This is a genomic window from Haloglomus litoreum, from assembly GCF_029338515.1.
Taxonomy (GTDB): domain Archaea; phylum Halobacteriota; class Halobacteria; order Halobacteriales; family Haloarculaceae; genus Haloglomus; species Haloglomus litoreum.
Map to the genome: position 1 here is coordinate 3137213 of NZ_CP119988.1, position 23233 is coordinate 3160445.

At 61.3% G+C, this 23233-nt stretch carries 27 protein-coding genes and 3 pseudogenes; 7 read left to right on the forward strand and 23 right to left on the reverse strand.

From position 1 onward, the window contains the following. Positions 1–509: 509 nt before the first annotated feature. Both P2T62_RS15660 and P2T62_RS15665 read right to left on the reverse strand, forming a co-directional pair. Entirely contained in the window at positions 510–1682 is a 1173-nt protein-coding gene (locus P2T62_RS15660; RefSeq protein ID WP_276258005.1) for a phage NrS-1 polymerase family protein, read from the reverse strand. Next, positions 1675–3279, reverse strand: a pseudogene (locus tag P2T62_RS15665) (VirB4 family type IV secretion system protein); the annotation flags it as partial. The pseudogene P2T62_RS15665 and the gene P2T62_RS15660, both read right to left, overlap by 8 nt. On the opposite strand from P2T62_RS15665, the pseudogene P2T62_RS15670 reads away from it, so the two are divergent. After that, a pseudogene (locus P2T62_RS15670) lies at positions 3272–4369 on the forward strand (RNA-guided endonuclease InsQ/TnpB family protein); the annotation flags it as partial. The pseudogenes P2T62_RS15665 and P2T62_RS15670 sit on opposite strands and share 8 nt — an antisense overlap. Positions 4370–4445: 76 nt before the next feature. Here P2T62_RS15670 and P2T62_RS15675 read toward each other — a convergent pair. From P2T62_RS15675 to P2T62_RS15685, 3 genes are all read right to left on the reverse strand, one after another. After that, positions 4446–5018 carry a PIN domain-containing protein gene (locus P2T62_RS15675; RefSeq protein WP_276258006.1) on the reverse strand — a complete coding sequence of 191 codons (573 nt, stop codon included), beginning with the start codon at positions 5016–5018 and terminating at the stop codon, positions 4446–4448. Between the two features lie 2 nt (positions 5019–5020). Continuing rightward, positions 5021–5413 carry a hypothetical protein gene (locus P2T62_RS15680; protein ID WP_276258007.1) on the reverse strand — a complete coding sequence of 131 codons (393 nt, stop codon included), beginning with the start codon at positions 5411–5413 and terminating at the stop codon, positions 5021–5023. A gap of 136 nt (positions 5414–5549) precedes the next feature. Then, positions 5550–5795, reverse strand: coding sequence for a DUF5615 family PIN-like protein (locus tag P2T62_RS15685; protein ID WP_276258008.1), 246 nt, complete (start codon positions 5793–5795; stop codon positions 5550–5552). Between the two features lie 136 nt (positions 5796–5931). Between P2T62_RS15685 and P2T62_RS15690 the strand changes: the two genes are divergently transcribed. Genes P2T62_RS15690 through P2T62_RS15700 form a run of 3 tightly spaced genes read left to right on the forward strand, consistent with a single transcriptional unit; the run spans position 5932 to position 7183 of the window. Then, the gene (locus P2T62_RS15690; RefSeq protein WP_276258009.1) at positions 5932–6180 is read left to right on the forward strand and encodes a hypothetical protein; all 249 of its coding nucleotides are present in this window, start codon (positions 5932–5934) and stop codon (positions 6178–6180) included. Next, on the forward strand, positions 6177–6662 hold the full coding sequence (locus P2T62_RS15695; RefSeq protein WP_276258010.1) for a hypothetical protein: 486 nt from the start codon (positions 6177–6179) through the stop codon (positions 6660–6662). Before P2T62_RS15690 ends, P2T62_RS15695 begins: the two co-directional genes overlap by 4 nt. Beyond that, entirely contained in the window at positions 6575–7183 is a 609-nt protein-coding gene (locus tag P2T62_RS15700; RefSeq protein WP_276258011.1) for an RNA-guided endonuclease InsQ/TnpB family protein, read from the forward strand. The genes P2T62_RS15695 and P2T62_RS15700 overlap by 88 nt, the downstream gene beginning before the upstream one ends. A 3-nt stretch (positions 7184–7186) precedes the next feature. Here P2T62_RS15700 and P2T62_RS15705 read toward each other — a convergent pair whose 3' ends face one another. The 4 genes from P2T62_RS15705 to P2T62_RS15720 form a co-directional block, all read right to left on the reverse strand. Next, positions 7187–7495 (reverse strand): DUF433 domain-containing protein, encoded by a 309-nt coding sequence (locus P2T62_RS15705; RefSeq protein WP_276258012.1) that lies wholly within the window; start codon positions 7493–7495, stop codon positions 7187–7189. Positions 7496–7674: 179 nt separating this feature from the next. Next, on the reverse strand, positions 7675–9060 hold the full coding sequence (locus tag P2T62_RS15710) for an ATP-binding protein (RefSeq protein WP_276258013.1): 1386 nt from the start codon (positions 9058–9060) through the stop codon (positions 7675–7677). Between the two features lie 169 nt (positions 9061–9229). After that, positions 9230–9442: a helix-turn-helix domain-containing protein gene (locus tag P2T62_RS15715; protein WP_276258014.1), complete on the reverse strand. Its 213-nt coding sequence runs from the start codon at positions 9440–9442 to the stop codon at positions 9230–9232. Beyond that, a complete protein-coding gene (locus P2T62_RS15720) occupies positions 9439–9804 on the reverse strand; it encodes a MarR family transcriptional regulator (protein ID WP_276258015.1) in 366 nt (121 codons plus the stop codon). The genes P2T62_RS15715 and P2T62_RS15720 overlap by 4 nt, the downstream gene beginning before the upstream one ends. Before the next feature lie 261 nt (positions 9805–10065). Here P2T62_RS15720 and P2T62_RS15725 point away from each other — a divergent pair, with 261 nt between their 5' ends. Then, positions 10066–11322: an RNA-guided endonuclease InsQ/TnpB family protein gene (locus P2T62_RS15725; protein WP_276257341.1), complete on the forward strand. Its 1257-nt coding sequence runs from the start codon at positions 10066–10068 to the stop codon at positions 11320–11322. Between the two features lie 97 nt (positions 11323–11419). Here the strand turns inward: P2T62_RS15725 and P2T62_RS15730 are convergent, their stop codons facing one another. The 8 genes from P2T62_RS15730 to P2T62_RS15765 form a co-directional block, all read right to left on the reverse strand. Then, complete coding sequence (locus tag P2T62_RS15730) at positions 11420–12556, reverse strand: hypothetical protein (protein WP_276258016.1); 1137 nt, start codon at positions 12554–12556, stop codon at positions 11420–11422. A 210-nt stretch (positions 12557–12766) separates the two neighbouring features. Continuing rightward, entirely contained in the window at positions 12767–13060 is a 294-nt protein-coding gene (locus tag P2T62_RS15735; protein WP_276258017.1) for a DUF433 domain-containing protein, read from the reverse strand. A gap of 70 nt (positions 13061–13130) precedes the next feature. Continuing rightward, positions 13131–13619 (reverse strand): hypothetical protein, encoded by a 489-nt coding sequence (locus P2T62_RS15740; RefSeq protein WP_420028379.1) that lies wholly within the window; start codon positions 13617–13619, stop codon positions 13131–13133. Between the two features lie 16 nt (positions 13620–13635). Continuing rightward, positions 13636–14187 carry a DUF7342 family protein gene (locus tag P2T62_RS15745; RefSeq protein WP_337250448.1) on the reverse strand — a complete coding sequence of 184 codons (552 nt, stop codon included), beginning with the start codon at positions 14185–14187 and terminating at the stop codon, positions 13636–13638. Positions 14188–14542: 355 nt separating this feature from the next. After that, on the reverse strand, positions 14543–15535 hold the full coding sequence (locus tag P2T62_RS15750; RefSeq protein WP_276258020.1) for an aldo/keto reductase: 993 nt from the start codon (positions 15533–15535) through the stop codon (positions 14543–14545). Between the two features lie 174 nt (positions 15536–15709). Further along, entirely contained in the window at positions 15710–16162 is a 453-nt protein-coding gene (locus P2T62_RS15755) for a toxin-antitoxin system TumE family protein (RefSeq protein WP_276258021.1), read from the reverse strand. Further along, positions 16159–16674: a winged helix-turn-helix domain-containing protein gene (locus P2T62_RS15760; RefSeq protein WP_276258022.1), complete on the reverse strand. Its 516-nt coding sequence runs from the start codon at positions 16672–16674 to the stop codon at positions 16159–16161. The genes P2T62_RS15755 and P2T62_RS15760 overlap by 4 nt, the downstream gene beginning before the upstream one ends. A gap of 194 nt (positions 16675–16868) precedes the next feature. Then, complete coding sequence (locus tag P2T62_RS15765) at positions 16869–17798, reverse strand: transcription initiation factor IIB (protein WP_276258023.1); 930 nt, start codon at positions 17796–17798, stop codon at positions 16869–16871. Positions 17799–17876: 78 nt separating this feature from the next. Here P2T62_RS15765 and P2T62_RS15770 point away from each other — a divergent pair, with 78 nt between their 5' ends. Further along, the gene (locus P2T62_RS15770; RefSeq protein ID WP_276258024.1) at positions 17877–18062 is read left to right on the forward strand and encodes a hypothetical protein; all 186 of its coding nucleotides are present in this window, start codon (positions 17877–17879) and stop codon (positions 18060–18062) included. Here P2T62_RS15770 and P2T62_RS15775 read toward each other — a convergent pair. The 5 genes and pseudogenes from P2T62_RS15775 to P2T62_RS15795 form a co-directional block, all read right to left on the reverse strand. Next, positions 18045–19298, reverse strand: coding sequence for an RNA-guided endonuclease InsQ/TnpB family protein (locus P2T62_RS15775; RefSeq protein WP_276258025.1), 1254 nt, complete (start codon positions 19296–19298; stop codon positions 18045–18047). The genes P2T62_RS15770 and P2T62_RS15775 overlap by 18 nt on opposite strands. Before the next feature lie 182 nt (positions 19299–19480). Beyond that, on the reverse strand, positions 19481–20023 hold the full coding sequence (locus P2T62_RS15780; protein WP_276258026.1) for a PIN domain-containing protein: 543 nt from the start codon (positions 20021–20023) through the stop codon (positions 19481–19483). Then, the gene (locus tag P2T62_RS15785; RefSeq protein WP_276258027.1) at positions 20016–20645 is read right to left on the reverse strand and encodes a DUF7437 domain-containing protein; all 630 of its coding nucleotides are present in this window, start codon (positions 20643–20645) and stop codon (positions 20016–20018) included. Before P2T62_RS15785 ends, P2T62_RS15780 begins: the two co-directional genes overlap by 8 nt. Positions 20646–20735: 90 nt before the next feature. Next, positions 20736–21746, reverse strand: a complete 1011-nt coding sequence (locus P2T62_RS15790) for a Cdc6/Cdc18 family protein (protein ID WP_276258028.1) — start codon at positions 21744–21746, stop codon at positions 20736–20738. A gap of 90 nt (positions 21747–21836) precedes the next feature. Then, positions 21837–22211 (reverse strand): annotated as a pseudogene (locus P2T62_RS15795) (hypothetical protein); the annotation flags it as partial. Between the two features lie 221 nt (positions 22212–22432). On the opposite strand from P2T62_RS15795, the gene P2T62_RS15800 reads away from it, so the two are divergent. Beyond that, positions 22433–22570, forward strand: a complete 138-nt coding sequence (locus tag P2T62_RS15800; RefSeq protein WP_276258029.1) for a hypothetical protein — start codon at positions 22433–22435, stop codon at positions 22568–22570. A gap of 263 nt (positions 22571–22833) precedes the next feature. Here the strand turns inward: P2T62_RS15800 and P2T62_RS15805 are convergent, their stop codons facing one another. Further along, positions 22834–23232, reverse strand: coding sequence for a Fic family protein (locus P2T62_RS15805; RefSeq protein ID WP_276258030.1), 399 nt, complete (start codon positions 23230–23232; stop codon positions 22834–22836). Between the last annotated feature and the right edge of the window lies 1 nt (position 23233).

Here is a 23233-nt window from a genome sequence, read left to right on the forward strand (position 1 = left end):
CGTCGGCCCATCGGGCAGGCGAATTCCCCCAGAGAATACACAATCGAATCGTAGAGGTCTTGCTGTGGAGGAGAAAACGGCTGTGGAGGTTTCACAGACTCCTCAGCTCGAATTACGATTTCACGGAGAGGAGCAGGGAGGACATTGAACGGGAAGATGTGGTTCACTCGGTATCGGGTGGGGGCGTCAAGCGATAGATCGACACTAGAGCCGTCTTTTAGAGAGCCTTCCAGGCATCTGTCACTCGGCTTGTGGTGTGTCTGTCGACCATTGAACTGCTTCGCAACAACACTCGCTCCCGGTGAATCAGTCGGCACGAGGTGTCCACCAGAGAATCCTCACGCCGCTAACATCCTCCCCGCGCTGAAGCACGGGGCTTTCTCCTTGACTTTCCGTAATCCGAGTCAGCAGCCCACCAGAAGTACACGGGGGAACTCCATCGTGAGTCGAAATACCGGAAACCACCTGCCCTTCCAACTAGCCATATCGGCGGCGCGAGTGAATCTCGGTTAGCTGAGAAATTTCCGGAAGAATGAACTCAAGGTACCGTCGTCTTCCGTAGCTCCTTCCGCATCCCTCCCGCCGATAGGCTCCGAGGATGGAGAATCGTTATCTTCAATCTGTATTTCCAGCGTCTGGATTCGGTCTTCTTTCAGACCGAGCAGCGCCTCCAGCTCCTGCACACGCTGCTCCAGCAGCCGTATCCGCTCTGCATCGTAGGCTTGCTGTCCACGCAGTTGTGAATCGTGTGAGCTACGAGATGGACTACCATCCTGCGAACCAGTCGCCGATTCGTAGAACTCGTCGGTCACACCCACAGCCCGCTCGACGGTCACCTCACCGTACGTCGAGCCATCGCTGTAGTGGGGTTCGTCCCACTTCTCACGCATCAGCCCCGAGTCACGGAACAACGCGTCCATCCGCTTCGCATCGCCACCGGTCCAGAAGGCGAGCAGACAGCAGAGCGCCATGTCGGCCTCCGACTGACTCGTGTAGCCGGTCGTCTGCCCCTTCCAGAGGCGCCGGAACTTCTCCCCGTTCTTCGCGACACCCGCCCGACGGATCAGCTCCGAATCCGAGGGTTCGGGCTCCGACGCCTGGCCAGAGGCCGGCTCCTCCCCGCCCACCCTCGTCTCTGCGCCGATGTGTTCGTAGTATACCCCGTCGAGCTCCTCGTACCGCTCCTTCGCCGTCGTGGGCGTCCCTTCGACGTGGTTGCCGGTGACGGTGAAGAAGCGCTTCTTCTCGTACATCTCGACCTTCCCACGACGGTTTCGCTTGTTCGGCAGCCGCCCCTTCAGGATGACGTGATACCCTGTTCCGCTGGGTGAAACCTCGGTGTACGAATCAAGTACACCGACGATCTCTTTCGCGACCGGGGTCGGCCGCCCGTTCTCGACATCACGGCAGTCGTCCAGGTCGATACCGACGAGCGGGTCGATCTCGGTGAAGACGAACCCGAGCCCGTAGTCCCACTCGGTCGCGAACTCGTACGCGATGTCGAACGAACTCCACGTCTCCGGATCCGTCGTCGATGCCCACTTTCCGGTCGCGGGATTGATCGGCACCTTCGTCGGCTTGCCGTCCCGCTCTTCTTCCCGCCAGCAGAGCCACTGCTCACGTGCGGTCATAGCATCCGGTATCTCGTCTGCCGTCGGCTGGGGATACGCAGTATCAGTCATCGGCCACCTCCTCGCCGATGGACAGACCGTTGTCGGCGATAACCTCAGATCCTGCATCACCCTCGGTAGGTGATTCCGCGACGTACCCGTCGATGACCTGTGCCTCGTACGGACTCGCCCGGACACGAATGGGGAACCAGCCCTCCTCATCTATCCCGAGCAACGCTTCAGAATACCCGTCCTCGTCGTTACCCGCCTTCGCGGTCCGGACCCAGTTGACCTCGCGCTCTGAGAGACCGAACCATTCAGCGAGTTGCTCGGCCTCCTCGTTTACCCGGTGGATGACTGTCATCGAGCAGAGGTTCGCGATGGTCCGGGCTTCCGGCGTGAGCGTGAACTCGCCGCCCGTCTGCGTGACGAAGTGAAGCGAGAGATCGTAGTGACGGCTGTGGCGTACGGCCGTCTCCAGAAACCCGAGCGAGGTCGCATCCGACATGAGGTAGTGCGCCTCGTCGATGACGAACAGCACGCGCTTCTCGGTCGCCTTCGCCCGTTCGTAGACTGCGTTGAACAACACCTGCATCATCAGCCCCGTCTCCGACCGGCCGCGGCTGCCCTCCTCCTGTCGCAGATCGAGGTAGACGACCTTCGAATCGAGGTCGAACGCCGTCGGCTGCGCGAGATGTTCGAGGTCGCCATCGGCCCAGAACGAGGGTCGGAGGTCCTTCAGCAGCGACTGCGCGTCCGCGCGGACGCTGTCCTGCTCGCCTGCGGTCTCGTAGCCGAACGCCCGTGGGTCATCAAGCAGTGTCTCCAGCACGGAAATGACATCCGTGACGGTGGGCGATTCGCGGACGTGCGTGCCCGGTTCGCGCGTGATGCCCTGGCGCTCGTAGGCCTCTTGCACCGCCCGGCGAAGCGTCTGCTTGCGCTCGCCGAGCGGGTTGTTCGCGACGTGCTCGAAGAACGTCCCGAAGAAGGTCATCACCCAGGCGATCTGCTGGGCCCACGGGTCGAGGTCGGGAACGCTCCGTAGGACCGACTCGGGTGTCGGCTTCAACTCGAGCGGGTTCAGCCCGCGACGCCCGCCCACGGTGATTCGCTCGCCACCGAGCGCCTGACTCACCCCAGCAAATCCACCCATCGGATCGAGCATCACGATGACCGTGTCCTCGTCGTACATCGCACGGCGGACGAGTTGCAACTTGGTTCCGAACGACTTGCCCGCGCCGAGTTTCCCGATGGTAATCATGCAGTAGCCAGTCGAGCGGTTGAACCGGTCGAGGATGAGTGGGCTCTCGTTGAGCGCGTACGTCCCGTACTCGATACCCGGCTCGGCAAGCGCACCTGCGACGAACGGGAACAGCGCACCCGCTGCGCCCGCGAGCATCGGCGTGGTCGTCTCCATCGACTCCGCAAGCTGGTCGACCGCGACAGGACTGCAGGAGGTGAGCGTCGCGGGCTGAGCCCAGCGCGGCGTCACGGGCGTCAGGTTCGCTGGGGCGCGGCGGGCAGCCTTCCGAACCGAGTCCACGTCGTGTTCGACGGTCTCGCGGTCTTCGCCACGGACCGTCAGGAACATCGAGGCATCGAACGCCCGCGTCGGGGTGTTGCGCAAGACGTCGTACAGCGCCTGATAGTCCTCGAGGTCCAAACGGCAGGTTCGTGACGCGCTCTACTCCGAACTTCGAGAGGAGACGGACCTACAGGCACAACTCGTCCAAGCCGCCATCCGGCGAGCCGTCGAAGCCGTCAAAAGCGGTGTCGAACGCTGGAAGAAGGGACAGCGCGTCTCCCAACCGACGTTCACCGCCGAAACGATGGACTACGACGCACGGAGCGCGACCTTCTACCGCAACAAGGTGTCGCTGGCAACCATCGAGGGCCGGGTCGAACCCTCGTTCGTCCTCCCGGCGGACAGCCCCACGCCCTACGAGCGGTACGTCCTCTCCGAGGACCACGAGTTCCGCGAGAGTACGGTTCGATACGACGCAGTAGACAACGAGTTCTACCTCCACATCTCGACTCGGCGGATAGACGGCGACGCAGAGGTTTCGGAAGATACCGGGCACCCCGACCAAACGGTCCTCGGTATCGACCTCGGCGTCAACAGTCTCGCCGTCTCCTCGACCGGGCGCTTCTGGCAAGGAGATGATTACGACCACTGGTGCCGTGAGTTTGAGAAGCGACGCGGTGGGATGCAACAGCGCGGGACTCAATCCGCGCACAACGCCATACTTCGACTCGGCAAGCGCGAAGAAGCGTGGCGGAAACAGTACATCCACACCGTCGCTAACGAACTTGTCTCGGAAGCCGTCGAACACGACTGCGACGTTATCGTGTTCGAGGACTTGACCGACATTCGAGAGCGACTTCCGCACGCGAAGTGGCACCACGTGTGGGCGTTCCGACGCCTCGTCGAGTACGTCGCGTACAAAGCACCCGAGCGGGGCGTCACCGTCGAACAAGTTGAGCCGAACCACACGTCCCAACGCTGTTCTCGGACGGACTGTGGGTTCACTCATGAGAACAACCGCCACGGAGAACAGTTTGAGTGCCGGAAGTGTGGGTATGAGGTGAACGCGGATTACAACGGCGCGAAGAACATCGGGCTACGGTACGCTCGAAAGCGGATACACAGACTCCGTTCCTCGCCTAAGTCGGGGAGCGGAGACGCAGAAGTAGACCTGCGTATAACTGGTGGAACGATGAGCGGCGAGAGTCACCGGCCTATCGCCGGTGGCTGATTGCCGGGAGTCCACATCAAAGCCCCACCCTCAACGAACCGAGGCGCGGAGCGCCGAGGGAGTAGGGTGAGGTAGTTTACGCGTTCTCACCGTCGACAAGATATCGCTGGCGCAGTTGAGCAACGTATTGGGAATCCCAGCCCTTTGTCTCGACGTAGTAGCTGAGAGCCGCCTCGACGAATTCGCTCGGAAGGACCCCGTGGGCCGCAAACGTACAGAGGATATGCGGACTCGTGAAGAGGGAATTCCTGTCGTCGAGTGCGAGGCTGACGAACAGGTAGTTGGTCGTGTTGAACTCGTCCGTGATGAAGAGGTCCGCCTCCAATTCGTTGGCCAGCCAGATTGCCTCGGCTTCCCCGCGGTCGAGTCCGTACTCAAGCGGCTCGTCGGTTCGGTCGTCGACATCGTGTGTCGTCACTTGGTGGGCTGCTCGGAGCACGAGATCGGCAGCCGTAGCCAGGAGGTCCTCTCCACCCGTTGCCTCAGTGACCTCTCCGAGGACACTCGCAGGAACATGGACATCGTACGCCGCGAGGAGGGCTTTGAATGGGTCCGCACCAGAAGGGGCCCGGGCGCGCCGATCGACGACCGGTGTAGCGAGATTCAGCAGGACGTTGGTGTCGACGACGGCAACGGCTTGCCCCGACATTGTCAGGCGCGCGACTCGTCCTCGGATTCAGACGACGAATCGTCCCTCCATTCCGGAATATCGCCGTCGTAGAAGCTCTCGTCGCTCGGAAGTCCGTCCGCAAGCTGGGGTTCAGCGGGGGTGCGGTCAATCGACGCCTCGAGGAGCTTCATCCGCATGGCCTCCTCGCGACCGAGAATCGCCTCGACAGTCTTGTAGTCGACGCGCCCATCGTAGTAGGCGTCGCCAAGACGCCGACGGAATGCCTCATCGTCGGCGAGGGCTTCCAACTCATCCTCAAGTGCATCGATGAGGAGTCGAGTCCGAGAGATGTCGAGAATATCGACGACGCTGTCGGCACGCTCGACGAGGGATTTTGGGGCGTTGAAATCGATTCGGGTCTTCTCCTCGGCCATCACGCCATGTGTAGAATCTACACATACTTAGGCATCACGCCGCTCCTTTGACCTGGTGGCATCCGACGACACGCACCGCCCAGGGCCTCTATCGAAAACTCGGGAGATACAGGAGACGGGTCCGTTGGCTTTGGATTCAAGCCTTCCACGTGATATCCTGAGGAGCGACGAACACCGGGACCGACACGTCCCGATGACCGAAGTCCTTGACGTCGGTCGAGAGGACTGCGAATCCGTTCTCCGCTGCGTATTCGAGAACCGCCGCATCAGGAGCGGACGGACCGAGCGCCTCGATATCCCTACTGTACGAAACGTCGTGACCGTCCCCGCGAAGTGCAGAAACATACGGCCCAGGGACGTTCTCGTCGGCTAGGATTCGCACAGAGCTTCAAGGCGGAAGCCCACGACTGAAGTCGTGGGAGGAAGCCGACCGAGGTTCATCCCGCTCCTGTACCAGCCCCCGACTCCCGAACGTCTCCTGAGGTTTATCACTGATAACGCGGCACCCCGGTGTGCCGATGGAGGTGACACGCACCATCCGGGTCAAGCTAGAGGTACCTGCTGAGCGGTGCGACGACCTCCATCGGACAATCGAGCAGTTCAACCACGCCTGCAACTACTCTGTCCAACACGGTCGCAACGACGACGGCTATCTCATCCTCACCAAGTCTCAGATACACGACCGAGTGTACCACGACCTTCGGGACCAGACAGACCTCCCGGCGAACCTCTGCATTCGGGCCTACTCGACGCCGTCGAAGCGATGAAAGCTACCGTCGCAGACTGGAAGAAGGGTAACAGCCGACCGCTCCCACGATTCAACAAGCCGTCTGCCGTCTACGACAAGCGGACGCTGACCATCAAGGATAGGTCGGCCACCCTCTCCACAATCAACGGCAGAGTCGCCGTGGAGTACGTTCTCGGGGACTACCAGCGCTCGCACCTCGATGATGACGACTACGAAAAGCGGATGGGAACGCTCCATTATCGCGAGGACGAGGATGCGTTCTACCTTCACATCGTCATCAAGAAAGACGTTGAAGCACGCGACGGTGACACGGTACTGGGCGTGGACTTGAACCTCAAGAACGTCGCTGTCACGAGCACGGGCTCGTTCTACGATGGTGGCGACCTGTTGTGGGGCAGAACCACTACTTCCGCGTGCGTCGGAGCCTTCAGCACAAAGACACTCGCTCCGCGAAGCAGGCACTCCGGCGACTGTCGGGGCGAGAAACCCGCTTCGTGCTGAATCGCCTGCACACGATTTCTCGACGCATCGTGGAGGAAGCCGCTACCCACGACTGTGCGTACATCGCCGTCGAAGACCTGACCCATATCCGCGAGCGGATGGACAACCCGAACGACCAGGTGAAACGCCAGCTGCACAACTGGGCGTTCCACGAACTCCAGGAGATGCTGGAGTACAAGGCCGCAGAGTACGGGATCCGCGTTGAGAAGATTGCTCCCGCATACACGAGTCAGACCTGCTCGAAGTGTGGCCACCAGTCCAGTGCGAACCGAGATTCGGATGGCTGGTTCGAATGCAACGACTGCGGGTACGAGGTCGACGGCGATTACAACGCGGCGAAGAACATCGGCATGAAGTTGCTAACTTTACCATCGGGCGAACGCCCCGATGGGTTGGGCGACGGTCATCTCGCCCTAAAGTCCGGGACGCTGAACGGGAACGGCGAGTACACCGCCTCCTCCACTATGGAGGTAGACCGGGAGTCCACGGACAAGCCCACGACTTCAGTCGTGGGTCGATGACTGCTAGTCCGCCTCTTCAGCCGATTCGGTTCCCTCGTCAGCGAGTCCAAGCCGTTCCCGAGTCCGTCGCTCGCCGTCCCGCCGTCGTCGTTCAGCGTCCCGTTCGCGGGCCAAGAACTCCTCGCGATGGTCGTAGTAGTACGAGAGTGCGTGGAAGACATCGCCCACGGAGACGGCGTATTCGCCAGCGACGACATGAGGGTCCTCGTTGTTGTCCACAACGCGGCGCTTGATATCGAGGACCGTGATTCGAGTCCCCTCGATACGTGGGGAACCCGACCGGATGTCCTCGTCGCTGACCACTGTCGTCATACTCCTCTGTAGTTCGGGTTGCGTGATAAGCCCTTGCCAGGTCTGCTCGTTGCGCTGATTTGCGTCGTGACGGGTTAATCACCTGCCCCTGCCGAATCGTGTTGGGCCTCAATATCCCCCGTCATGTATCTCGCCTAGTTAGAAAGGAAGAGGCCGAATACAGTCCCCAGTTTTCTGCCTCAGGAGTTCTCTATCACGTTCTTGAGGCTGAACAACTGGAGGTCGTCACGTTCGTTGACGGCCTCCCGAACGGACTGGGTTGCACCGTTTCGAGCGAATAGCGCGTACTGGATATCTGCGTCTCCACCACCGGGTGGTGTCCAACGGATCTCCGCAGCGTGGTCCTCTAGCGAAGCGAGTGCGGAGTAGTCGAGCGGCGCGTTCGTGAATTTGCACTCCCCGACGACCATCGTCCCCTCGTCGGTGAATCCCACGACATCCACTTCGTGTTCCTTGTACCACCAGCGACCGATATCGAGGAATAGCTTGTCCGGGTAGAGGTTCGGAAGCGCCTCCTGGCAGAGCGTCTCGAATGCCGGGCTGACGAAATCTGCGAGTTCAGGTTCGATGATTGCCTCGTAGGCATCGCGTCCAAGGCGCTCGTAGCGGTCCTCATTCCCGTAGACGAAGCGGAACCAGAACCTGAACAGTGAATCGCGAAGTCGATACCGGCCGCGGCGGGATTTCGCTTTCTCTTCGGTGATGGGAACCTCACGCTCTACGAGTCGGAGCCGTTCGAGTTTCTGCGTGTATGTCGACATCTGCTTCCCATCGATACCGATGGCCGTGGCGATCTCGTTCGATGTTGTCTTGCCCGCCGCGATAGCCGAGAGTATCGCGAAGTATCGGTTCGGCTCCCTGAGTTCTGTTCGGAGGACGTATTCCGGCTCGTCGTGGAGGTAGCCCTTCTGCGAGAGTACCTCCTCGGTGAGAACCGTCGCGAGGTCCCGCCCCAGGTCAATTCCATCGAGGTAGTAGGGAACACCGCCGAACACGCCCCACGCGAACACACGCTCTTCCGGCGTGTAGTCGTCCGGGAGAAACTCCTGTGCAGCAGCGAAACGCAGCGGCCGGAGGTCAAGTTTCTCCGTGGCGCGGCCGTAGAGCGGGCTATTGCCAAGGAGGGTTGCTTCCTCCATCATACTGATCGACGAGCCGACGAGGACGAGCGTTCCGGCCGTGTGTTGGAAGCGCTGGTCCCAGAGGCGCTGAATGACTGATGGGAGGCTCTCATCGGCGTCGATGAGGTACGGAAACTCGTCGAGCACGACCACAGCATCCTGATCGCCGAGATAGCCGAGAAGGGACTCCCAGTCCTTCTTGATATTCGTGACTCCCGGGAACGTCTCTGCCGCGATATCGACGAACTGGTCGAGTTGGAGTCGTGCTGTCGTCTCCGTGGCCTGATAGACGATGGCGTCGTCACAGTCCGTGAGCGAGTGCTGGACGAGTTGTGTCTTGCCGAGCCGCCGCCGCCCGTAGATGACCGCCAGCTCCGCCTCATCCGAATCGTAGCACTCGCGCAATCGAGAGAGTTCCGCGTCACGATTCACAAAGCCGTCCATACCCAGCTGTCTGCTGGGTGCAAAGTAATTATTCCGGTTAGGCTAATCTAGAATAGGCTAATTTGAAATTGGCTATTTTGGATTTCTCATTGGGCTAACCACATACTAATGCCGATTCAGCGATGCATTCCTCTGGAACTCAGAGAGGCACAAGGCGGAAGCCATGACTTCAGTCGCGGGTCGATGACTGGAGAATATCGAACACGTCGATCGCCTTGTACTCCTTCCCGCGTTCCTTGCCGGTCACCTCCTCGATGAGGCCGTCCGACTCGAGTTCAGCGACGACCTTGTAGGCAGTTCGACGGGAGACATCGAGATACTCAACGAGGTCAGGGGCGGTGAAATACGGGTACTGGAGCAATTGGCGAGCGAACCGATTCATTCGTCCCCGTCTCTCGGTGTCGCGTCTTCGGCGGCTTCGGCCCACGCATCGACATCGAACCCCTTTCCGTCATCATACTCGGCCGCTGCAGCACCCGTAAGGGCCATCCCCTCCCGGGATGCAGCATACGTCTCATCGATCGCCCAATAGCGGTCGCGATGGACGACGAGACCGTCATCTTCCAACCGTTTGAGGGTCGGTCCGACGCTCCCACGAGGGATGTTGAGTTCGTCCGCGATCTCACTCATCCGATACGCGAGATCCCTGTTCGAAAGAAGGAACTCGACGATTCGTTCTGCGTTCGTCTGTGGGGATACCCCCGTTTCTTCGAGGGTCTCGAACCGATCTTTGGGGATTGGCATTCCGTAGTACAGAATAGTATCATCCTGTACAAAATACTATCGGCAAGACTCATGTATCACTGTATCAGAATTCCCTGCAGAGAGGGGTTAGACCTCACCTACTACGACGTTCGAGACGACTCACAGAGGCTCAAGGCGGAAGCCCACGACTTCAGTCGTGGGAGGAAGCCGACGGGGCTCGATTCTTCCTCGCCACTTGCCTCGTGACTCCCGAACATCTCCTGAAATTTATAACAGAGAGCGCAGCACTCCGGTATGCCGATGGAGGTCACGCGTACCATCCCCGTCAAACTGGATGTGCCCCCAGAGCGGCGTGACGACCTCCATCAGACCATCGACCAGTTCAACCACGCCGCCAATTATACCGTGCAGCACGGTCGCAACGACGACGGGTATCTTATTCTCAACAAGTCGAAGATACACGATCAGGTGTACCACGACCTTCGGGACGAGACAGACCTGCCCGCGAACCTCTGTGTTCGCGCCTACTCGAAAGCCGTCGAAGCGATGAAATCCACCGTCGCCGACTGGAAGAAGGGCAACAGCCGACCACTCCCGCGATTCGACGAACTATCCGCGGTCTACGACAAACGGACGTTGACCATCAACAACCGGTCGGCCACCCTCTCCACAATCAACGGCCGGGTCGCCGTGGAGTACGTTCTCGGGGACTACCAGCGGTCCTATCTCGATGATGACGACTACGAGAAGCGGATGGGAACGCTCCACTACCGCGAGGACGAGGATGCGTTCTACCTCCATATCGTCATCCAGAAAATGGTCGAGGAACGCGACGGTGACACGGTACTGGGCGTGGACTTGAACCTCAAGAACGTCGCTGTCACGAGCACGGGCTCGTTCTACGACGGTGGCGAACTGTTGTGGGGGCAGAACCACCTCTTCCGCGTGCGTCGAAGCCTTCAGCACAAAGGCACTCGCTCCGCGAAGCAGGCACTCCGGCGACTGTCGGGGCGAGAATCCCGCTTCGTGCTGAATCGCCTGCACACGATTTCTCGACGCATCGTGGAGGAAGCCGATGCCCACGATTGTTCGTACATCACCGTCGAACGCCTCACCAATATCCGCGAGCGGATGGATAATCAGGACGACCAGGTGAAACGGCAACTGCACAACTGGGCGTTCCGCGAAATCCGTGAGATGCTGGCGTACAAGGCCGCAGCGTACGGGATTCGTGTCGAGGAGATACCGCCCGCGTTTACAAGTCAGAATTGCTCGAAGTGCGACCACCAGTCAAGCACGAATCGTGACTCGAAAACGGGCTGGTTCGAGTGTACCGAGTGCGGCTACGAGGTCGACGGGGACTACAACGCAGCGAAGAATATCGGGCACAAGTTGCTAACTTTACCAGAGGGCAAACGTCCCTCTGGGTTGGGCGACGGTCATCTCGCCCTGAAGTCCGGGACGCTGAACGGGAACGGCGAATACACCGCCTACTCCACGTCGGAGGCAGACCGGGAGTCCACGGACAAGCCCACGACTTCAGTCGTGGGTCGATGACGTCGCGGTTCGCTAGCTACGATGCTCGAACCGTCAACGACGACCACGCCACACTCGCCACCATCGAGGCGCGTGTTCCAGCCCATCATCTGCGATGTCAGGCGAAGCGCTCGCGCAATGCGGTTTCCCGCTCCTCGAACTGGTCAGCCTTCTCTCGGATGTCCGTCTCGACACGCTCTAGCTGCGCCAGCGCGACCTGGCTCTCGATGCCCGTTTGGCCCCCGACTGTCTCGGCCTCGGCCTGCTCGCGGTAGGTCTGCTCGACCACCGAGAGCGTCCGCTCGGGGTTGAACAGCAGGTCGTTCGCAGCTCGGACGTAGCGGTCGAGTGACCCACCCTCTCTCCCTCGGAAGAAGTGGGTGAGCGCGTGTGTCGCGCCCGAGTGGAGCACCCACAGGTCGAGCACGAAGCCCTCACTCACGGCAAGCGCGTCGTCGGCCGCCCGCTCGGCCAGGTACTCGGGGAAGCCGATCAGTTCGTAGAACTCGGCCACGTCGAACGGCGTCTCGGCGAAGTCGATGTCGATCTCCTGGGCATCCTCGATGAACGCGTACAGGTCGTTACTCACGAGCGCGAGTCCCTCGAGGATTCCCTCCCACCACTCCCCGAAGTCACCGATATCGCCGACGTGCTTGACGATCTGCCTGTCCGTCAGCGCGCGAATCGAGTTCGCACAGGCGTTGTCACGGGCGAAGCCCTCGACGTAGACCGCGTGCCCACCGAAGTAGTCATACCCCGAGGTGACACCCATCGTGATCGGATCACGTTCTCCCGGTAGTTGCACCTCCAACCCGTCGAACATGATGTCCATGTGGACCTCACCGCCACCGCGATACTGGCGTATCTCGCCGAACATCACCTCCCCGAGCGACCGGCCGTCGACCTCGGTCTCTCTGAGGACGGCCTCTAACGGGCTGTAGACATCGGTCGGGTTGATGATGGAATAGCTGTCAGTGGGGACGTGGAACAGCGAGTCCACGCTCTCGTCTCTGACCTGGTCCATCGCTCGCGCGGGCTCGATGATGGCGTTGAAGCGGTCGGTCTCGACCCACTCCTCGGAGTAGGGATTCCGGTAGGCCACCTGCGTTCTGGTCGCTCTCGGGAGTTGCCGCACGGCCGCCGCGAACGGAACCGCATCCGGGTCGTTCGTCTCGCATCTGTACCATGTCGGGAGCTGCCCGCCTGTTCGTCCGTCCAAACCCGCGAAAACCGTCGTCTGCTCTGCGTTCTTCATCGATGTACTCCGCGAGGCACGTTCCTGCGTCCCCCGCACCCCCCAGGGGGCTACAAAATCGGCGAGGAGCTCGCCCGGATGGGGGATATTGTACGGCGACCCACTAACCAAAATCCGATTGAACGGTTTCGAAAACTCGAATCGCCGAAGAGAGAGTCGTAAATCTGGTTTCGAAAGCGGGGGTTCGAACGAGTCTGAGCCAGTCCCTGTTCACTCTAGGTCTGCTGGGCCGGTAATGGCATCCTCGCGGTGGGCATCGACCACCCGCTCGCGCTGTTGTTCGAACCTGCGCATCTCCTCGGGATGCTCGTGATAGTAGGCGAGTGCGTGGTAGACATCGGCCAGGTCGAGGCTATGTCTGTCCGCGATAGTTTGCGGACTCACCCCGGCATTCTCCACTCGCTCGTGGATTGACCGGACGGTGATACGGCTCCCCTCGATGTGGGGTTCGTCGTGGATATCAGAATCTTCCCCGGAGACGATTCGGTGAATCCACGCAGCCATAGTATACCACTGTACACGTTCGATAAGCACTAATCACCCATCCAGCGTTCCGTACGTGGTCTCTGGCTGTCTAGACCGGCCACGTAGGGAGCGAGGGAGTCGCATCTCCCCATCGAATCGCTGCCAACGCGGTGGGGAATTGCTGAAGTCGTTCCTCAAGTACGGCAAGGGGATGCTCATCGAGAAACGTCGCAGCATACCGGTCAACAGATGTCTCGGCGTAATCGAGCTGGATGTGGCAGGGGCCGAGGTTCTGGTGATCGGCGTCCTGATGGAAGCCGAGCATGAGGTTCCGCTCCGGTTCGATCCAGTTGATGCGGTAGTATTCGTGGTTAACACCGGCGGGATACCAGAAGCGAACTTCCAGTCGTGCGTTCTCGGTGTCGTAGGATTGACCCAGAAACGATATCGGATCGATAGCCGCAATCACGTATCGTGGCCGTCGTCGAGACGGCTGATACCGGACATCCTCGCAACCCGCCTGGTTCATCAGCCGATCATGCACGTCCCGCAGGAGCGTGCGTTGTGTATACCGACCACGGCCAGCAAGAAAGAGCATGAATCAGAATCGGCAGTTAACTCGTGGCGCCCTCAGCTAGGTCTGTGTGCTGCTCGCGAGCGGACTCGACATCCGAGTATAGCGCGAGGGCATGCCTGATGAGTCGGCGGTCTTCCTCGTTCTCCTGCCAGAACGCGAGTACATCGCGACGTTCGCGAATCTCAGTGCTCGACAGGTCACCATCGGCAAGCGACTGTTCGAGTTCCTCCCACGTCTCCACACCGTACGTCTCCTGCCACGCCTCGATCTCGTCGGTGATCGCCGCCAGCTCACTCCGAAGCTCTTCGCGTGAGTTCTCCTCGATGAGCGTGCGAATCTCCTCGAACAGCATCCGGGTATAGTCCGGCTGATAGAGCGTCGTATTGTCGGTCTCAACACGGCGCAGCCGCCCTTGTTCGACGAGGTCCTGGAGTTCCTCATTGGTCGTGCTCCAGGCGGTGTCCGCCTGGTTGCTGATCCAGTTGACTGACCGAGGCTCGCGAAGCGTCTCCGCGACCGAGCGAATGCGCTCACGGGCGCTCATCGATTCCTCCCACGACTGGACCCCATCTCGCGGCGATTCGGACATACTCAACGCCTCCATCGACAGCATTCGTCTCTAGATTGTATATATGTTTGTACGCTCTTGTATAATTACGAGGTTGTATCTCCGATTCCTCCCTGGTGGAGGAGAGTGGCGTACTGGACCATCGGCAATGGAGTCCGCCTGTTCGTCCGTCCAGTCCCGCGAAGACCGTCGTCTGCTCTGCGTTCTTCATCGATGCACTCCGCGAGGCACATTCCTCCGTCCCCCGCACCCCTCACGGGGATAAAATCGTCGGTGGGCTTGACCGGGCAGTTGCGGAAGTCGGTTCGGTTAGCAGGACGGATTCGCGAGCACGGTGGGCTAATCCCTGTCCAGGGGCGTCCGGCACAACGATCGTTCAGATACCGCTGTACGGCCCGCCCTTCGCGTCCTGCAGGCGTCCGACCTGCTCGTCCGACAGCTCGACCTCGGCCGCTCCGAGGTTCTCTTCCAGTTGCTCGACGATCCGGGCGCCGATGATCGGCGCCGTGATGGCGCTGTGGGCCATATGATAGGCGATGGCCGTCTGTGCGATGGTCGCGCCGACCTCGTCGGCGACGGCCTCGAGTTCGTCCAGCACCTCGAAGTTCTCCTCGATGAGGTAGGCCTCGCGGAAGCGTGAGGATTCGGCCGCCTTCGACTCGCCCACGAGCCCGTCCTCGCGCGTGTACTTGCCGGTGAGGAAGCCCTGGCCGAGCGGACTCCACGGGCAGACCGCCATTCCGTAGTCGTTCGTCATCTCGAGGTAGCCGCCCTCGACCTCGCGGTCGACGAGGTTGTACCGCGGCTGGGCGACCGTAAACGGCTCCCAGCCCTCGCGCCGGGCGATCTCGTTGGCCTTCGCGACCTTCCACTCGTTCGGAACGAGCGTCGAGGTGCCGAGGTAGTGGACCTTGCCGTCCTCGACGAGCCCGTTGAGCGTCTTCATCATCTCGCGCGCCGGCGTCTCGTCGTCCCAGCGGTGGATGTAGAGCACGTCGACGTAGTCGGTTCCGAGGCGGTCCAGCAGCGCGTCGATGCGGTGCCGGACGTTCTTCCGGTTGGTGCCCCGGGAGTTGGGGTCGTCCTCGCGGATCTGCCAGTAGATTTTGGAGGCGATGGTGTAGCGCTCGCGGTCGCGGTCGGACAGCCAGTCGCCGATCCACTCCTCGCACGTCCCGCCGCCGTAGACGTCGGCCGTGTCGATGAACCGCCCACCGTGCTCGGCGTAGGTGTCGAGCAGCTGATGGGCGCGGTCCTCGCCGATCTCGACGTTGCCCTCCTCGGTCTCCTTCCCGAAGCGCCACGTGCCGAACTGTATCTCACTGGTCTGCAGCCCCGTGTCTCCGAGTGATACGAATTCGAGGTCCATCTCGGCGCCAGGATAGTGTCGGCGTGCTCGAAAAGGTGCGGATTCCGGCCATCGAACAGCGACTGAACAGGCGACATCGAACAGCAGGACGACCATCATGAGGCCGATCAGGTTCGCGGGGCTCCCTCTGCCATCCCGGCCAACTCGCCTTGGCGACCATTCCGGGTATCCCGGTCACGGAGGATTCGAGAGACTGTTCAGTTGACTCAGATCGTCGTGGTCGTACGCCGCGCGCCACATCGCATGGACGGCTCGCGTCACGAGCGACACCTCGGACACGTCGATACAGGAGGGTTCCGCGGCAGTGGTCGATGCATCGGGCGGCGGATGAAAGTGCGTCTCGGGAGAGTGGGTATTGGGGTGGCGATCGAATCTCCAGTTCAGGTCATCAGCATCGACGTAGTGGAACGAGTACATATCCAGTTCGCTCCACTGGATATCGAGCCGGGCAGTATCGGCGCTACCGAGACCGGCACTGAGCTCGACGTGCAGTTCAGTCGGGGAGATGGGGTCGTCGTACGCTGTCGTCTCGACGAGGGGTTCGACATCGAGCCAGAGGTTCCGGATTCGCTGGAGTGCGGGAAGATATATCGGGCCGAATTCACCGGCCCGGTCGTCGCCTTTCATGCGGTAAGCTGGTGGCTGGCTTCGTCGTAGGCGAGGGCTGCCTGTGCGACGGCCAGATTCTGGCGCGTGGTCTTCCACGCACTGAGATCGTCCCAGCCTTCCGTTTCGTCGGCATCGAGTTTCTGGGCGAGTTCTTCGGGAGAGACCGCATCGTAGCGGTCTTCATAGCGACGGATCTCCGCTTTCATCCGCCTGATGCCATCGAGCAACTCGTCGCGATTCGCTTCCTCGCGGAGTTCGCGTATCCGGGACATGAGCACGCGGTCACTGTTTCGCTTGTAGAGGGTGGCTCGTCCATCGGATTCCGTCTCGGCGAAGCCGGTGTTCACGAGCGCCTTGCAGTGGCGACGGGCCGTTGGCTCGCTCACGAGCGCTCGCTCGGCGATATCGGCTGCTGACTGTCCCTCGTGGGTTTGCTCGATGACCTCGTAGACCCGCTCGAATGGGGTTGTGTCCGCCTTCCACTCCTCCCTGACACGTTCGTTGATGTCATCCCAACGGTCAGCGGTCATACTGAATCCCATGCGCTTGACGAACAAATAATTTCCTCGAGAAGATATTTTTTACTCGATATCGTATTCGGCAATCTCCTCCCGTCCGCAGTTCGAACATCGCACGGCACCCGGCCGTGCAGTCTGGCCACACTCGCGACACTCGAAGCAGCGTTCCTCCTCGCGGAAGAGGCCTCGAAACCACTCTCCCGGCTTCATCGTCCGTCCAGCACGTCCTCGATTTCAGTCAGACGCGACCGGAGCGTCACCGCCGTCACCTCCGCCGCTCGTGCCAGTTCAGCCTGCGTGATGGACACCGCCTGTTCCCGTGCCGCCGCGTAGATGCACGCCGCAGCAACCCCAGACGGGTTCGCTCCGTTGTACACCTCGACGGGCAACGAGACCACGATTTGGGTCGCTCGCGCTCGAACGCCGTCGGGCGCCTCGACCGCGGACGCCAGCCGTGGGACGAACGCCGCGGGTGAACGCGGAGGGAGTTCGAGGCCCTGCTCCTGACGTGCGGCCTGCAGCGTCGCCCGGAAGAGGCTCCGGTCGCAGTCGGTCACCGCAAGCACGTCCGCCTGCGTCCACGGGAGTTCGTTCACCCGGCAGGTCACGTAGACGGCCACGGCTGCGACCGCGGCCAGGGACCGCCCCGTGGCCAGTCCCGACCTGTGTAGCGACGTGAAGAGCGCACACGCCTGGTCGCGCAGTCCAGCCCCGAGTTCGAGCGCACCGGTCAGCCGTCGAACCTCGTAGAGGCCGTCCATCCGATACCAGTCCTTCTTCGCGTCGAACTGGCTCCGGCGGTGGAGCCGGCGAAGCCGGGCGAGTTGCCGCCGTCGCTGCCCGGATGTCTCTCCGCTCCCGTTCTGCTTCCAGCCGATCTCCGTCGAGAGGCCGCCGTCGTGTCGCGTCGGTGTCCACGGCGCGCCCGTTCGCGACGGGTTCTCCGACCCGTCTTCTTCGAACCAGCGACGCTCCGGTCCCGGGTCGACTCGCCCCTCAGAGAGAACGAGGCCACAGTCGTCACAGGCAGTTTCGTGTGTGTTCGTCGTCACACGGCCCTCGCACTCGGGGCAGATGTTGGTCGTCTGCGCTACATCCTCGTCGAAGTGTCGCTCGTAGGGTTGTGTCGTTGCCATCTCGGCTCCGCGAGACCGCAGGAGGCCCCGCACCCGTCAGGGGCCACAGAAAATCGAAGGGTCGAGCTAGCTGAACGCGTGCAGCGACACGTCCTCGGTATCATCCAGATACGCCTCGATATCGGCCCGTCGCCAGTCCAGCGGGGAGAGGACGCTCTCTGCAGCGCGAAGCAATCGGCCACGGTAGAACTCCTCGTCGTACCGCGTCCCCTCGTCGACCTCGAACGCGAGACGAACCCGCTCGTGTCATCGACCCACGACTGAAGTCGTGGGCTTGTCCGTGGACTCCCGGTCTGCCGACGTAGTGTCGTAGGCGGTGTAATCGCCATTCCCGTTCAACGTCCCGGACTTGAGGGCGAGATGACTGTCGCCCAACCCAGAGGGGCGTTTGCCCTCTGGTAAAGTTACCAACTTCAACCCGATGTTCTTCGCCGCGTTGTAGTCGCCGTCAACCTCGTACCCACAGTCGTTGCACTCGAACCACCCGTCCGAGTTACGGTTCGTGCTGGATTGATGCCCGCACTTCGAGCAGGTTTGACTCGTAAACGCAGGCGGAATCTCCTCAACTCGGATTCCGTACTCTGCGGCTTTGTACGCGAGCATTTCCTGGAGTTCGCGGAACGCCCAGTTGTGCATCTGACGCTTCACTCGATCGTTCCGATTATCCATCCGCTCGCGAATGTGGGTCAAGCGTTCGACGGCGATGTACGAACAGTCGTGGGCGTCAGCCTCCTCCACGATGCGTCGGCTAATAGTGTGCAGGCGGTTCAGCACGAAGCGGGTTTCTCGCCCCGACAGTCGCCGGAGTACCTGCTTCGCGGAGCGAGTGCCTTTGTGCTGAAGGCTCCGACGCACACGGAAGTAGTGATTCTGCCCCCACAACAGTTCGCCACCATCGTAGAACGACCCCGTGCTGGTCACGGCGACGTTCTTCAAATTCAAATCGACGCCCAGTACCTTGTCACCGTCGCGTTCTTCCACCTCTTTCTGGATGACGATGTGGAGGTAGAACGCACCCTCGCTCTCGCGGTAGTGAAGCGTCCCCATTCGCTTCTCGTAGTCGTCATCATCAAGGTACGACTTCTGGTAGTCCCCGATAACGTAGTCAACGGCGACTCGCCCGTTGATGGTCGAGAGGGTGGCCGACCTGTCTTTGATGGTCAGCGTCCGTTTGTCGTAGACGGCTGACGGTTCGTTGAATCGTGGTAGTGGTCGGCTGTTACCTTTCTTCCAGTCTGCGACGGTGCTTTTCATCGCTTCGACGGCTTTCGAGTACGCCCGGACACAGAGGTTCGCGGGCAGGTCTGTCTCATCTCGCAGGTCGTGGTACACTTCGTCGTGTATGGTGGACTTGTTGAGAATGAGGTAGCCGTCGTCGCTCCTTCCGTGTTGGACGGTGTAGTTGCAGGCGTGGTTGAACTGCTCGATCGTCCGATGGAGGTCGTCCTCTCGGTCGTCTGGAACCGAGAGTTTGACCGGGATGGTTCGTTTGACCTCCATCTGTAACTTCACACACGAGGCGTTATTTTATGAATTCCACGACTGGCATTGGGGAGTCGGACTGCTGTCGCTCGTGGTTCGTTGAGGGGATTGTCGGATTCCTCCCACGGCTAAAGCCGTGGGCTTCCTCCTTGCATCTATGTGAGGCGCTCCCGGACACCGTCTGGGCTGGGACCGCTCGCCTACCGTGTCTCGATGTACTCGAGCGCCGTCCAGATATCGAGGACCCTGATCCGTCCCTCGTAGTACGTGTTCCCGAGTACCCCGTCGATGGCCCGTTCAGCATTCCGGTCATCCATCAGGATGCCGATGGCCTCGTGCGCCGTCGAACCGAGGAGCATCACGGCCACGCCCGCGAGTTCCGCGTCCGTCTTCCGGAGCGTATCCGGGTCGGTTTGCTCGAATCGTGCCAACCGCTCGTGGACGCTGTCCATGACCTCGCCCGCTCGCGGTCCGTCGTGGACGCGGACGCCAGGCTGGAGCGCGTCGACGAGGGAGAGCCACGGCGTCGTATCCGCACGGTCGACCCAGTCGATGCTCATGTATCCTCGTTGCTCCACAAGTTCGTCGACGACACCGGGCGTCAGGTACAGCTCCCGGTCTTCCCGCTCGACGAAATCTACGAACGTCCGGTACGGCTCGCTCCCGGTTCCGCCGACCGTCCGGAGAAAGCTCGTGTCGAGGACGAGGCCCGTCGGAAACGGCGACGGGTGGTCCTCAGTCATCGGCGTGCCGGTAGGGCGCCCGCTCGATCGCCCGGTCGTGGACGGCAACCTCGAACGAGGTCCCGTCGAGCGTCGGGTCGTACGGCTTCACGACGGCGACGATCCGTTCGATCGCCTGCGTGACGGCGATTCCCTCGACCGCAGGGACGCCGAGCGCGTCCGCAACGCCCCGGCGCGTCGTCTTCCCCTCGAGATACTCGACCGTCGCCGTGACGGCAGGCGCGAGCGCAGCCCGCCCGTGGCGGTCGACGAACAGTTCGAGGTCCTCGTCGACACCGGTCGCACCGTAGACCGCGATGATGACCGGCCCCAGTTCGATGGTCGTCTCGTCGGTCCAGTTCCCGCTCACCGGGAGCGCACGCCAGCGAGCCGACCCATCCTCGTACTCGTCGAGTTCCTCGGCGACACCGAGTTCGGCCAGCGTGTTGGCGTACTTGTAGGCCGTACTCTTCGAGAACGACTGGTGCTCGCGGACGGCACTGACCGTCGTCGGGGAGTTGACCAGCAGGTCGGTGTAGAACCGGGCGAGATCGGGCGACCCGAGCAGCTCCTGAACGACGAAGAACCGTCGGGCCGTCTGCCCTGCATCCGGCGGCCGCGCGGGGGACGACGCGTCCGGCATAGTCCATAGTTCGCAAACTATAGACTAAAGCGTTCCGCCGGCTCCGGTGGAGTCCCACTCGCGGACGGGAATCCACTCGATTCTGACGAGTCACGCCCCGCCATCGGATACCCGATACGTCCGGGCGCGCTTCTCGCCCTCGGCGACGACGAGGTCGTAGTGGACCATCTTCTGGAGGTGGTTGCGGACCGTCCGGTTCGTCTTCGGGTCCGAGACCCGCTCCTGGTACTGGCCGTACAGCTCGCCGGGGTCGATCTCGCCCTGGTCGTCGATGATGTCGTAGAGGACGCGCTGGTGTTCGGTGAGCGTCTCGAGGTTCGTCCTGCGAACCTGCTGTCGGGCCTCGGGGATGGCGCCATCGACGAGGTCCGCCGTCAGCTCCTCTCTCCCGGCGCGCTCGGCGTCCCGGGCCGCGTTCCGGAGGATACCGATGGCGATGCGTGCGTCTCCCGCCGACGCGTCCGCGATGTGTTCGAGGTGTGCCCGGTCGATGTCCGTCGTGAGGCCCCACTTGATCCGAGCCTCGAGAATCGCGACGAGTTCATCGATACCGTACTTGTCGAACCGGACGCGGCGGGCGCTGTGAAGACGCGAACTGAGCCGGTCGTCGAGGTCGTCGAACACGTCCGTCTCGCGGTTGGCGACGAGGACCATCGTACAATCACGGGTACTGTAGAGGTCGTAGAGGACGCCCGTGTCCTGTAACTGGTCGACCTCGTCGAGGACGACGACGTACGGCGCCCCGTCGTACGAGCGCAGGCGTTCGGAGAGTTCGTCCGTGGGGGTGGACTGCCGGTGGATATCGAGTGTCCCCTCGATTCCCTCAAGTATTCGATAGAGCGCCCGGTAGCGCGTGTAGTCGCGCCAGCAGTTGACGTACTGGTACTCGATGTCGACGACCTGCTCGCGGAGCCGCTCGACGGTGTACTGCGCGATGCAGGTCTTGCCCGTCCCGCTCGGGCCGAACAGGAACGCCGTCTCGCCGGACTCGCCGCGCGTGATGGGGTCGAGCGCGTTCGTGAGCGCGTCGACCTCGCCGTCGCGATGCTCGACCTCCCTGGGCACGAACTCCGGCTGGAGGACCCGAGCATCACCGATCATGTCGGGCCGTTTCTGAACGCGACCGCATAAACGGAACGGGGCAATTTCCGAAAGTTCCGAAAGACGAACCGGCCGTCCTGTCGGTACAAATCACGGAAGTTCTTCTGTCACATCGACGAGCTCCTCCTCTGTCTGCCAGCGGTACAACCGACCTTCCCGGTCAAACAGCTCGAAGACGCCGTCCTGCATCCAGCCGAAGGGATGTTCCTCGTCCTCGTACACCCGTTTGAGGACGTGACTCTTCTCGAAGAATTCCATCGTGCCGACGAGCAGCCCCTGTTCGACGAGGAGGTCGCTCGGCTCTTTCTCGGCGACGCCGACGAGGTAGGTCACGGTATCGGCGATGAGGCAGAACTTCTGGATGCTGTTGTCCCACTCTCCGCGGATGTCGACCATCCGGAATGCGTAGGCATCCTGCCGGCGGTTGAGCCGGTCGACCACGAGGTTCAGCCGACGAATCGGCTCCGCGATTGCAGCGCGACCTCCGCGCAGGCCATAGGGGAGCATCAAATCGAACAGCTATACGATGAGAGAGTGACATCCTCCCCGCCGTAAACGGCGGGGCTTCCCACACGGTGGGAATCCGGCTTGGAAGGTCTCAGTCCGAGTACGCCGAGAGCGTCATCTGTCCGGTTCTCGCACTCGTCTCTCGGTGGACTGTGGCGAACTGAGGGCGAGAATGACCCATGCCACACATCAACTTCGAGGTAAACGAGGAACAGTACGAGTCGCTGAAAGAGACGAAGAAGCGCCACGGGCTAACGTGGAAGGGGATGCTACTCCACGCGCAACGGGAGTTAGATTCCGGCCCGACCACCGAGTAGCGGTTGGTCAGTACCGTATCGCATTCCCTCCCGGCCTAAAGGCCGGGATTCCCTGCTTGAATTAAGATGGTCAGCGGCGAAAACAACATATCTCTGATCCAGATGGAGGACGGTCTGGCAGCCTCGGTTAGTCGGCGAGTTCGTCGAGGACGTCTCGCTGGGCCGCGATGATGCGATCGATTCGTTCTCTGAACTCCTCATCAACTTCGGGGTCCGGGTCAGACTCGGGACGGCTCATACAGGTGCATTCGGCTGCAGCGTAGTTAATCCTCCGGCAGACGCGAAGTGTCAATTCTCCCCGTTTCGAGCCAAGTTGCAAGCTCCTCGACGCTAAACAGTCCGATACGGCGGACGACCTGGACGATCTCGTCCCCCAGGTGTTCGGTCTCGATGTTGTGTCGAGACAAGTACTCGACCGTTGTTGTCCATGCTGTCCGCTTATTCCCGTCTTCGAAGAGGTGGAGGCTACTAAGCTCCCAGAGAAGGACCGCCGCTCGTTGATACAGGTCGTCGCGCGTTCGAGCGGGAGTGAGTACCTCTCGCTCGAGTTTCAGTCGTGGGGCTGCCTTCATCACTCCTCGATGCTTCAGATCGTAGGCCTCCTCAAGTTGCTCGTGAATGGCAAGTATCTCGTCCGGTGTTGGGAGGTCATCTTCTTCCATG